This is a genomic window from Pseudobutyrivibrio sp. JW11, assembly GCF_900115355.1.
GTDB lineage: Bacteria > Bacillota > Clostridia > Lachnospirales > Lachnospiraceae > Pseudobutyrivibrio > Pseudobutyrivibrio ruminis.
On sequence record NZ_FOWB01000001.1, the window covers coordinates 31,159 to 43,080 of the forward strand.

Sequence of the window (11,922 nt, forward strand, 5' to 3'; positions counted from 1 at the left end):
AGCCCTTTTATAAATCAGAGGAATAATTCTATGAAGAAAATTGGCGTATACTTTAAAGACTTTTTCACATCCATAGCCAAAGGCGACATCTGGGTTAAACTCTCCCTTTTGATTATGGGTGCTGGATATTTCGGACGAAAACAAATAGCCCGCGGAATACTGATGACTTTGCTTGAGGTAGGAGTAATCGCCTCAATTTTTCGCGTTTTCGCCCCATACATGTCAAAGCTTAATACTCTTGGAACAGTCCAAAGAGAGGAAATCTTTGATCCACTAACTATGCAAAAAACAGTAAACGACTTTGATAACTCCCTTTTGATTCTCCTTTACGGAATCATCGGAATCCTTGTTATCATCGCATTTCTGGCACTATATATTGCAAACATCAAGGCTGTTTATCGCCTTCAAAAGATGCAGGAAGAAGGGGAGCATCTCAGCACATTCAAGGAAGATATCGTGAGTTTCAAAAACGAGCGCTTCCACATCACTCTTCTCACATTGCCAAGTATTGGAGTAATTCTCATCAACATTATTCCAATTCTGTTCATGGTAGGTATCGCATTTACGAATTACGATGAGAACCATCAGCCACCAACATATCTATTCACATGGGTTGGATTTAAGAACTTTGTAAACCTCTTTACAACCAGCCAGACCATCACATTTGGCTACGCGTTTGTAAGAGTTTTGGTTTGGACATTAATCTGGGCCGTCCTTGCAACAGCTACAACATTCCTTGGTGGAATCCTTTTGGCTCAGTTTATCAACCACGATGACACAAAGTTCAAGGGCATGTGGAGAACACTTTTTGTTATCACAATCGGTATTCCACAGTTCGTAACATTGCTTCTTATCAGCAAGATGTTTGGTGATTATGGTATCGTAAATACGTTTTGTGCTAACGTAGGTATTCTCGATTTCTTCAAGAACATCGGACTCCTTGGAGCAGGCGATGCCTTCATCCCATTTTTGTCACGACCAGGCTGGGCTCACGTGACCATCATCCTGGTAAATATCTGGGTTGGTATTCCATATCAGATGCTTGTTGCAACAGGTATCCTTATGAACATCCCATCTGACCAGATTGAATCAGCAAAAATCGATGGTGCCAACAAATTCCAGATTTTCTGGAAGATTACAATGCCTTACGTAATGTTCATCACCGGCCCATCATTGATCCAGTCAGTAATTGCAAATATCAACAACTTCAACGTTATTTATTTGCTCACATACAACTACAAGACAACAAATATGTCTATGGCAAACTCACATGCCACCGAAGTTGACCTGCTCATCACCTGGCTATTCAGACTGACAAACGAGTACTCAAACTTCAAGATGGCATCAGTTATCGGTATCATAACATTCATAGTTTGTGCAGCCCTTTCACTTCTTACTTTCTCAAGAATGATAGGTGGAGATAAAGAGGGGGTATATAGATAATGAAAAAAACAGGTAAAATTATCGGAAGACACGTATTTTTAGCTATCTTGGCTTTCATTTGGTTGATACCAGTTTTCTGGCTGGTCGTCACCACTTTTAGCACACAAAAGGGAATCAACACAAACCACTTTTTCCCTGCTCACTGGACACTTGCCAACTATCATCAGCTGTTTTTCGAACCAGACTCAACTGCTAACTTCCCAGCATGGTTCAAAAACTCCATGATTATCGGTGTATTCAGCTGCCTGGTTTCATCTATCTTTGTAATCATGACCGCATATGCGTTTTCATTCATCGAGTTCAAAGGTAGAAAGAAGCTCATGAGCTTTTCATTGATCCTGGGCATGTTCCCAGGCGTACTTTCAATGATTGCCATGTACTTCATCCTGAAGATGCTTGGCCTGACAGATAGCGTGGTAGGTTTGATTATCCTTTACTCAGGAGCATCAGGACTTGGCTATCTGATTTTGAAGGGATTCTTTGATACAATCCCGGTTTCACTTCACGAAGCAGCAAAGCTTGAGGGCGCATCGGAAGCCACCATCTTCGCAAAGATTGTTGTGCCACTTTCAAAGCCAATGATTGTTTACACTGTAATCAATTCCTTCCTGAATCCATGGATGGATTTCGTTATGGTTCGTTTGATGATTAAGTCAAAGGATGCATCAGACTGGACAATGGCCCTCGGACTTTTCAATTTGCTCCAGAGAGCACTTGTTAACCAGTACTTCACATACTTCTGCTGCGGTGGACTTATGATTGCCGTACCAATCTCTATTTTGTTCATCATCATGCAGAAATTCTACGTTGAAGGTGTAACTGGCGGAGCAGTCAAAGGATAAGCCACTCGAAAAATAAATATTTTGTAGTATAATGATAGCTGTGGTTCGCCACAGCTATTTTTTGTTTTTGAACAAGGAGATAAAAATGCTTACAAAATCATTTGATAAATTTGAAGATAAGGTTTGGCTTTCATCGCCAACAATGCACGGTGAGGAAATCAAATACGTGCAGGAAGCTTACGATACAAACTGGATGTCCACAGTAGGTGCAAACCTCACAGAGGTTGAGCGTCTGGCTGCAGAAAAGGTAGGAGTGAAATACGCCGTTGCTCTTTCAGCCGGCACAGCATCACTTCATCTTTCTTGCAAGCTTGCAGGTATTCAGGCTTACGGCATGCCTCAGGTAGGCCACGGCGCTCTCGAAGGCCATCACGTTTTCTGTACAGATATGACTTTCGATGCAACTGTAAACCCTGTAGTTTACGAAGGCGGTATCCCTGTATTCATCGACACTGAAGCAGACACATGGAACATGGACCCAGTTGCCCTTGAAAAGGCATTCGAAATCTACCCAGAGGTAAAGGTTGTTGTTTGTGCCCACCTTTATGGCACACCTGGTAAGCTTGATGAATTAAACGCTATCATCCAAAAGCACGGCGCTATCCTTGTTGAGGATGCTGCCGAATCTCTTGGCGCTACATACAAGGGTGTTCAGACTGGTTCATTCGGTCAGTTCAACACCATCTCATTCAACGGAAATAAAATCATCACTGGCTCAGCTGGTGGATGCTTCCTTACTGACAGCAAGGAGGCTGCTGAAAAGGTTCGCAAGTGGTCTACTCAGGCCCGCGAAGCTGCTGCTTGGTATCAGCACGAGGAGCTTGGCTACAACTACCGCATGAGCAACGTCATCGCAGGTGTTGTCCGCGGCCAGTTCCCTCATCTTGAGGAGCACATCGCTCAGAAGAAGGCTATCTACGAAAGATACCGCGAGGGCTTCAAGGGACTTCCAGTTCAGATGAACCCTATCGACTTTGAGAACTCTGAGCCAAACTACTGGTTGTCATGCATGATCATCGACAAAGACGCTATGTGTCCACAGGTCCGCGGCGAGCAGGATGTGCTCTACACACCTGAGCACGGCAAGAGTTGCCCAACTGAAATCCTTGATGCCATCGCAAGCATCAACGCAGAAGGCCGCCCAATCTGGAAGCCAATGCACATGCAGCCAATCTACCGCTTGAACCCATTCATCACACGCGAAGGCAACGGCCGCGCCGTTACCAACGCCTACATCGCAGGCGGCGCCCTCGGCACCGACGGCCAGCCACTTGACATGGGCAGCGACATCTTCGCCCGCGGCCTCTGCCTCCCTAGCGACAACAAAATGACTCCAGAGCAGCAGGATAGAATCATCGAAGTCATCCGCGCTTGCTTTGAGTAAAATAAGTTTTTGAATAACCATAGTCTTTGAACCATCACAGTTCTTGGGCTACCAAGACCATGCCCGGCTCCGCCGGCATGGCCTTTTTTATGTTGGGAGCGGGAAAGTTAAGTGGATTTTGGAAAACTCAAGAAAAAACGCACTTTTGGGGAGGAGAGTTAAGTGTAATAAAAGGAAGTTTTTAAAAGACTTAACATTATTAAGTGGGAAATCTAGGGCTGGAAAATTCACTTAACAAAAATAGCCAAATTGTTGCGTGGGAAAATAAAACTGCTGAATTTCACTTAACTTTTTGGCAAAACATATAAGTGAAAAAATAGTGTTTGCAAAATCCACTTAACTGGATTTTGCAAAGTTAAGTGTTAAATCAGATTCCTCTGTTCCTACTTATAAAAAATTAAGTAGCTAGCCAGAAGTCTGTGATTTTCACTTAACTGTTCTAGTCAGGATTAAGTAGAAATAACTTAATAGCAATGAGTCCTGACTATTTTTACTCTCAGTTAAGTGGAAAAATACTAGTTTAAAAATACACTTACCAATTTTGGAAAATTGTTAAGTGTATTTTGGAAAACTCAAGAAAAAACGCACTTTTTTGAAGAAAAGTTAAGTGTAATAAAATGAAAACTTTAAAACACTTAACATTTTTAAGTGGGAAATCTAGGACTGGAAAATTCACTTAACAAAAATGGCCAAATTTGTAAGTGGGAAAATAGAATCACTCATTTACACTTAACTTTTTGGCAAATCATATAAGTGAAAATAATAGTGTTTGCAAAATCCACTTAACTGGATTTTGCAAAGTTAAGTGTTAAATCAGATTCCTCTATCCACACTTATAAAAAAATAAGTGCAATTCTGAAGTCTTTCTAAATCACTTAAGGAAATGAAGAAATAGACTTTGGAAATATATTTCTTTAAAACGTATTAAATATATAAATAAAAAAACAAGTTTTTGGCGTTAATACATAGTATATTCGTTGCAAGAATGAAAGGAGGCTATAAATGGAGAGAAATTACAAAGACTCTATATATTTGGCGGTAAATATTATTGAAACATGTGTTAAGGAAGAAAAAGATAACGATTACATCAAGGATATGATAATTGAAGAACTAAACACAAATGAATTTAAAGTAAAAGATATAAACTATTACGACAGAAGGTATTTTAAGCCAATAAAAGGAATTACCATTTCAGAAACAATTAACAACATAAGGTTTGCAAGGGCAGTGGAATTATATAGGAAAGAAGGATATCCACGTCTTCAGAAAAAAGCAACATATAAAGGGATATCACATTTTCTTGAAAAGTATGAAAAACTTTATCATAAAATCAAAATCTATATGGTTGCGGAAAAATTAGATTTGGAACTCCATGATTGGGATTATGATTTCGATTGGCCAGATACTAAAGCGGATGACATGATACTTATTAAAGCTGATTCATCTGAATCAGCAATTATAAACTTTCTTTCTACAAAGGCACAGTATCAACACGAAAAGGTATTAAAACCTGAAATAATAAAGAATTTTTGGGAAGATGTATCTTATGGGGAGATGGATGGTTATCAAGAATTTAGGCGTCAAAAGGAAATTTTAGAAATTGGAGATGAAATATATACAAAATATATTGAAAACTATAAGGGAGATTTGGAGGAACTATATGAAAAAGTAGATGTTGAATCTGAAATGGAAAAATTCTATTCATTACTTACAGTCGATGATAAGAAAGAGCTATATTTTAAAATTCATAGATATGATTATGTAGCTATAGAATTAACTACTTTTGAGGAGTATAAGAGAAAAAATGAATGGAATAAAAATCAATTGATACATGATACAATAAGGGAAGTTTTATTGTTTTGGGACGTATTACTTGAGTTAATTAGACAAGATAAAACAGAAAAATATTATAAAATTAATAATGAGCTTTTAAGGAAAAAAGGTTTTACATATCTAGAAATAGAGTCATTATTAAATGTTTTTAGGAACAGAGAGTTAAAATCTTCAGTATCATTAGAAAATGGTTGTGATTTTTATATGCGTTCATTATTTGAAATAATGAGCGAAAGTTGGTTGCGAAATAATACAGAATGTGAAATGACAATTTTACCACTTCCTATCATGTTTCAATTGGCAGAAGAGGATTTTTATTTTATCGATGGAATGACAGAGAAAACTATAACTATTCTGTCTGAAATTCTTGACCTTCGCCCGGATTTCTTCAATTGATATTACCCACCCAGTTTGCTATCCTTACTTTAATATATAAACAAGGAGAAAGGTGGCAGAATGAAGATAATTGATTATAAGAATTCCCTAGTGGATAGCTATAAAAAGAATAAGCGAACTTTCATATTTTATTTGATTTTACGCGGGCTTGTTATTCTTACACTTATTAGATGTATCATAACGCAGAACTATGAAAGTGCCGCAATCTGTATCTTGTCACTACTTCTGTTTTTGATGCCAGCAGTGCTGCAGAAACAGATGAAGATTGAGTTCCCCGCAGTCTTCCAGGCTATTATCTTTGGCTTTATCTATGCAGCAGAAATCCTTGGTGAAGTTAATCACTATTATGTAATCATTCCTGGATGGGACACTATGCTTCACACCATGAATGGATTCCTGTGTGCTGCTATTGGATTCTCACTTATTTATTTGCTGAATAGAGGCAGCAAGCATTTCAATCTGTCACCATTCTATTTGACGCTTGTAGCCTTTTGCTTCTCTATGACGGTAGGAGTAATCTGGGAATTCTTTGAGTTTGCCATGGATCAGCTTTTCTATGTTGATATGCAAAAAGACTTCATAGTTCAGACCATCGGCTCAGTCACACTAGATCCAAACGACAGCGGCATGCCATTTATCATACAAAACATCACAGACACAGTAATCAACACAGCTGATGGCCAGTCCTACACAGTACCTGGAGGCTATCTCGATATAGGCATCATAGATACAATGAAGGACTTACTAGTAAACCTAGTTGGCGCAGTAGCCTTTAGTATTATTGGCTACACAACACTTAAGTTTTCTAAAAAGTCTGCGATAGCAGATAACCTTATGATTAAGCCGGTGTCAGAATCCACAAATGGCGAAGATTGATAATAAATTGTATGGGTTTTGACAAAAACTATTCAAAACCCATACACCTAGATTTTCAAAGTGTATGGGAATGAACTCAAATTACTCAAAACCCATACACCAAGATTTTGAAAGTGTATGGGAATCAACTCAAACTGTTCAAAACCCATACACCAAGATTTTGAAAGTGTATGGGAATCAACTCAAAATATTCAAAACCCATACATCCAGATTTTCAAAGTGTATGGGAATCAACTCAAATTACTGAAAACCCATACACCCAGATTTTCAAACTGTATGGGAATCAGCTCAATTTACTCAAAACCCATACACCTAATTTTTCTAAGTGTATGGGAAATAGCTCAAAAACTACAAAACCCATACAATGAAAAAATTTGACTGTATGGGAAATGCACTAAACAGCCCAAAACCCATACACTTCCCAAAACAAGCTGTATGGGATTCTGCCCAAATACTTCAATTCCCATACAAATTCAAAAATCACCTGTATGGGAATCATTCAAAAACACCCAATTCCCATACAAATCCCGGGAAAAGCACACAAAGGAGACCCACAATGAGACGTAGAGAAAGAGAAATCACAGATCAAGCAGAAATAGACAAAATCCTAAACACAAGCCAGTACCTGCACCTGGGGCTGGTGGATGACGGCATGCCATACGTGGTGCCACTCAACTATGGAGTGGTGAAGGACCCAGTGGATGGCCATTACATCATATATCTTCACGGTGCTCATGAAGGCCGCAAGCTGGATATAATTAGGAAGAACCCAAACTGCTGCTTCACAATGGAGTGCAATGTGGCTCCTTTCGAAGGCCGCATGGCTTGCCAGTACGGCACAGTCTACGAGTGCGCCATGGGCTTTGGCAAGGTCAAAATAGTAGAGGACCCACAGGAAAAAATGGATGCCCTGGTAGCCCTCATGAAGACACAAACTGGCAAGGATGATTTCCAGTTTGATGAGCGAATGGTTTCTATTGTAACGGTTATGCGAATTGACGTGGAGGAGCTCACAGCAAAGCGCCGCCCAATGCCTGGCAGCGAGCACCAGCACTAAAATCCAATCCTAAAACTTTCTAAAGCTTTCTATAATAAGTTTGCATTCACCCGTGGATTTGTAGTATCATTCTTGAAGTGCTAAAACCAAATTTAAGGAGGTTTATTATGGCAGAAAATGAACAGAAAAAGGGAAGTAAGAAATTTATTATAATTGCGATATTAGTTGTAATTGCAGCAGTTGCAGGTGGTGTATTCTATTTCCTCAACGCTCCAAAGAAGATGAATATCAACGACTATGTTACAGTTGAATTCTCAGGCTATGATTCAATGGGAACAGCTACAGTCACATTTGATAATGATGAGTTCTTGTATGACTTTTCTCAGAATGCAAAGCTTGACTCAAAGATTCAGCGCGAGGCTGACAAGCTTGGCTTGACAGATCCACAGGATATCTTCAAGGAAGGCTTATTTGCAGATCTTGATTTACAGTCACGCATCACATACGAGCTCAACACATCTACAGACCTTTCAAATGGAGATGAAGTAGTTCTTTCATGGAGCATCGATGAGGACTACATCGCAGAGCACTACGGCATCAAGCTTGAGGCAGATGCGCAGGAGCTTTCAGTAGTTGGTCTTGCAGATGTTGTTACATTCAATCCTTTCGACGACCTCAAGGTTACATTCTCTGGAAACGATGGCGAGGGTGTAGTAGAGCTTGAAATCACATCTGACGATGATATTTACGAAGGAATCACATTCCGCGCAGACGTTTCATCAGGTCTTTCAAATGGAGATAAGATTACAGTTACATATGGTCCAAACTTTGGTGAGGACTTGCAGTCATACTGTGCACAGAACTATGGAATGATTCCAGATCCTGTGACTCAGGAATACGAAGTAACTGGTTTGAAATAATAGTCATTACCTATATTATTAGACTTAATATGTGTTATAATACGATATCATGGGCTTACAGTGTTACTATTCACAGTAATAAATGTTTAAGTATTTATTCTTGTCAAGCTTGCTTGTAAGAGAATAATACTTAAATATTTATTAACTGGAATCAGTGACCTAAACTACATGAATAATTACAAGTGCTTTAGCACTTGATAGAACTCTGAAGGAGTTCAATTATGAATGTAGTTTAGGTACTGTGAATAGTATCGATTACCCAGATATCGTATTTTTTATTTACTGGAGGATTAATCTTAAATGGAGATTATGAATAAAATGAAGCATTGGCACAAGGTGGCATATTTCTTACTTGCCTACGATTTTATAACCGTTGTGCTTTCGTATTTTCTTGCGCTATGGCTTAGATTCGATTGTCAGTTTTCTCATATCGAACCATATTATCTTGAAAAGTATTATCTTATCATCATTCCATACGCTATCTTTACAGTTGTGATTTACCAGCTCTTTGGCTTGTACCGAAGCATTTGGCGTTTCGCTAGCTTCTACGAGCTCAAGAAATTGGTTCTTTCTACAGCCGTAACACTCGTAGCAAACGCAGTTATCGTCACAGCATTCATCTACAGAATGCCAATTTCATACTACGTATTCGGAATCGGATTCCAGTTTTTCTTTGGCGTGGTTATCCGCTTTTCATATCGATTTATTTTGCTTCTTCGCGACAGCCGCGAGGCAGGCAATGCTGATACAAACGTACTTCTTATTGGCGCTGGCTCAGCAGGTCGTATGATTCTTCGCGACGTCAATTTTGTAAACGGCGGAGCAAATGGTTCTGCCAAGGTCGTTTGCATCATCGACGACAATCCTAACAAATGGGGCCGTTACATCGATGGAGTAGAGGTTATCGGTGGCCGCGACAAAATTCTTTATGCCGTTGAAAAGTACGAGATAAAGGAAATCTACATCGCCATCGCAACACTTGCACCTAGCGAAAAGCGTAACCTTATCAATCTTTGCAAGGAAACAAACTGCCGCATCAAGCAGCTTCCAAATATGTACGCTGAAAAGGCCGGCATCATCAGCGCTGGCAACCTTCAGAACATCACCATCGAGGATGTACTTGGACGTGATCCAATCAGCCTTCACCAGGAGGATGTTGCTGCTCAGCTTCAGGGCAAGGTCGTTCTTGTTACAGGCGGTGGCGGTTCCATTGGTTCCGAGCTTTGCCGCCAGATTGCAAAGTACGGTCCAAAGCAGCTCATCATTTTTGATGTTTATGAAAACAACGCTTACGATATCCAGCTTGAGCTCAAGCACAAATATCCACAGCTTGATTTAGTTACACTTATCGGTTCGGTCCGCGATGCCCGTCGTATCGAATCAGTTTTTGAAACCTACAGACCAAACATCTGCTACCACGCTGCAGCTCACAAGCACGTGCCTCTTATGGAGGATAGCCCTTGCGAGGCAATCAAAAACAATGCAGTTGGTACATACAAGACAGCTTACGCTGCAATGAAATATGGATGTGACCGTTTTGTTCTCATCAGCACAGACAAGGCTGTTAACCCTACAAACGTTATGGGTGCCACAAAACGTATATGCGAAATGATCATCCAGACCTTCGACAACATGGTTCGCAACAACCACGAGGATATGCTTCCAATACTTATCACTCACCAGGTTGATATCGATACAGCAGATTCTGAAAAGGTGCCAGCAGGCAGCGGCCACACAGAGTACGTTGCAGTACGTTTCGGAAATGTGCTTGGTTCCAACGGTTCCGTTGTGCCTCTTTTCAAGAAGCAGATAGCAGAGGGCGGCCCTGTTACACTTACACACCGTGACATCATCCGCTACTTCATGACTATCCCAGAGGCTGTCAGCCTTGTGCTTAAGGCAGGCGCCAACGCATCAGGGGGCGAAATCTTCGTCCTTGATATGGGTGAGCCTGTAAAGATTTTGGACCTTGCCCGCAACATGATCGAGCTTGCAGGTCTTCGTCCAGATGTTGATATTGAAATCGAAGAAATCGGTCTTCGCCCAGGCGAGAAGCTTTACGAAGAAAAGCTTATGAGCGAAGAAGGTCTTAAAGAGACAGAAAACCATCTGATTCACGTGGCTGAGCCAATCAAGTTTGATTCAGAGGAATTCATAAAGAATCTTCAGTGCCTCATGACCCTTGCATACAGCAACGAGGCTCCAGAGGTTGTACAGAAGATCAGAGAAACAGTGCCTACATTCAAAGGCTGAAAGGATTAATCCAAAATGGCTAAGAAATTATCAATTGTTGTTTCAGTATATAATGAGGCCCTTGGTTTGCATCAGTTTTACGAGCATACCAATCAGGTCCTTGCCACTGATTTTGCTCAGACTGGCTGGGACTACGAGCTCATTTTTGTAAACGATGGCAGTCGCGATGACAGCATCAATATCCTTCGTGATTTTGCTGCCCAGGATGATCACGTGAAGGTTGTAAATTTTGCAGCCAACCGTGGCCACGAAGCCGCTATGATTGCCGGCATCGATTATTCTACCGGCGATGCAGTTGTTTGCATGGATGCAGATTTGCAGCATCCACCAGAATCTCTTGCAGATATGGCTCGCAAGTTTGATGAGGGATATGATGTTATTTCTATGATTCGTACAGCCCGCCAGGACGCCGGTCTTATTAAGCGCGTCACATCTTGGGGCTTCTACAAAGTCATGAATATGCTTTCCGGCAAGACAAAGTTCGAAAATAACTCATCGGATTTCTTCGGCATCTCCCGCAGAGTTGCCCTTGTATTAAAGAAAGATTACCGCGAGCGCGTTCGCTTCCTTCGCGGATATGTTCAAAATGTTGGCTTCAGAAAGACAACACTTGAGTTTGAGGCGTCATCACGTATCGCCGGCGAAAGCAACTACAACATCAAGTCGCTCATCGCCCTTTCTCTTAATGCCATCTGCAACTTTTCAGATGCGCCACTTAAGATGGGAATTTACGCAGGCCTTGTGTCACTTGTGGCGGCTTTCATTCTCATGATTTATTCCATCGTTCAGTACTTCCTTGGTACTGCACCTGATGGATACTCAACAATCATCGTTTTACTTTGCTTTATGTTTGGTGTATTGTTCATCATTCTTGGATTTGTTTCAGAGTACCTCGCAATCATTTTTGCCGAGGTGAAGAATCGCCCAATTTACATCGTTGATAGCATAATCACAAAAGATGGAGAGGAATTGCAATAA

9 protein-coding genes are annotated in these 11,922 nt (G+C 40.6%); all 9 read left to right on the top strand.

All coding sequences use genetic code 11. The features are described 5' to 3' along the window. Nucleotides 1–30: 30 nt before the first annotated feature. The 9 genes from BM102_RS00175 to BM102_RS00215 all read left to right on the top strand — a co-directional run bounded on the left by BM102_RS00175 (nt 31) and on the right by BM102_RS00215 (nt 11,922). Nucleotides 31–1,443, top strand: a complete 1,413-nt coding sequence (locus tag BM102_RS00175) for a carbohydrate ABC transporter permease (protein ID WP_090477717.1) — start codon at nt 31–33, stop codon at nt 1,441–1,443. Next, on the top strand, nt 1,443–2,285 hold the full coding sequence (locus BM102_RS00180) for a sugar ABC transporter permease (RefSeq protein WP_033151948.1): 843 nt from the start codon (nt 1,443–1,445) through the stop codon (nt 2,283–2,285). The genes BM102_RS00175 and BM102_RS00180 overlap by 1 nt, the downstream gene beginning before the upstream one ends. A gap of 85 nt (nt 2,286–2,370) precedes the next feature. Next, a complete protein-coding gene (locus tag BM102_RS00185) occupies nt 2,371–3,669 on the top strand; it encodes a DegT/DnrJ/EryC1/StrS family aminotransferase (protein WP_090477720.1) in 1,299 nt (432 codons plus the stop codon). A 1,002-nt stretch (nt 3,670–4,671) separates the two neighbouring features. Next, nucleotides 4,672–5,898, top strand: a complete 1,227-nt coding sequence (locus BM102_RS00190) for a hypothetical protein (RefSeq protein WP_090477723.1) — start codon at nt 4,672–4,674, stop codon at nt 5,896–5,898. Between the two features lie 60 nt (nt 5,899–5,958). After that, entirely contained in the window at nt 5,959–6,774 is an 816-nt protein-coding gene (locus BM102_RS00195) for a DUF2238 domain-containing protein (RefSeq protein WP_090477726.1), read from the top strand. Between the two features lie 556 nt (nt 6,775–7,330). Continuing rightward, nucleotides 7,331–7,831: a pyridoxamine 5'-phosphate oxidase family protein gene (locus BM102_RS00200; RefSeq protein ID WP_090477731.1), complete on the top strand. Its 501-nt coding sequence runs from the start codon at nt 7,331–7,333 to the stop codon at nt 7,829–7,831. A 107-nt stretch (nt 7,832–7,938) separates the two neighbouring features. Next, on the top strand, nt 7,939–8,691 hold the full coding sequence (locus tag BM102_RS00205; protein ID WP_090477734.1) for a hypothetical protein: 753 nt from the start codon (nt 7,939–7,941) through the stop codon (nt 8,689–8,691). A gap of 300 nt (nt 8,692–8,991) precedes the next feature. Further along, nucleotides 8,992–10,944, top strand: coding sequence for a polysaccharide biosynthesis protein (locus BM102_RS00210; RefSeq protein ID WP_044935342.1), 1,953 nt, complete (start codon nt 8,992–8,994; stop codon nt 10,942–10,944). Nucleotides 10,945–10,959: 15 nt separating this feature from the next. Further along, nucleotides 10,960–11,922, top strand: coding sequence for a glycosyltransferase family 2 protein (locus tag BM102_RS00215; RefSeq protein WP_090477737.1), 963 nt, complete (start codon nt 10,960–10,962; stop codon nt 11,920–11,922).

Bases quoted from the DNA above. Each gene is read 5' to 3' on its own strand.
- BM102_RS00200 (WP_090477731.1), top strand. From the start codon at position 7,331: ATGAGACGTAGAGAAAGAGAAATCACAGATCAAGCAGAAATAGACAAA.
- BM102_RS00215 (WP_090477737.1), top strand. From the start codon at position 10,960: ATGGCTAAGAAATTATCAATTGTTGTTTCAGTATATAATGAGGCCCTT.
- BM102_RS00190 (WP_090477723.1), top strand. From the start codon at position 4,672: ATGGAGAGAAATTACAAAGACTCTATATATTTGGCGGTAAATATTATT.
- BM102_RS00175 (WP_090477717.1), top strand. From the start codon at position 31: ATGAAGAAAATTGGCGTATACTTTAAAGACTTTTTCACATCCATAGCC.
- BM102_RS00185 (WP_090477720.1), top strand. From the start codon at position 2,371: ATGCTTACAAAATCATTTGATAAATTTGAAGATAAGGTTTGGCTTTCA.
- BM102_RS00205 (WP_090477734.1), top strand. From the start codon at position 7,939: ATGGCAGAAAATGAACAGAAAAAGGGAAGTAAGAAATTTATTATAATT.
- BM102_RS00195 (WP_090477726.1), top strand. From the start codon at position 5,959: ATGAAGATAATTGATTATAAGAATTCCCTAGTGGATAGCTATAAAAAG.
- BM102_RS00210 (WP_044935342.1), top strand. From the start codon at position 8,992: ATGGAGATTATGAATAAAATGAAGCATTGGCACAAGGTGGCATATTTC.
- BM102_RS00180 (WP_033151948.1), top strand. From the start codon at position 1,443: ATGAAAAAAACAGGTAAAATTATCGGAAGACACGTATTTTTAGCTATC.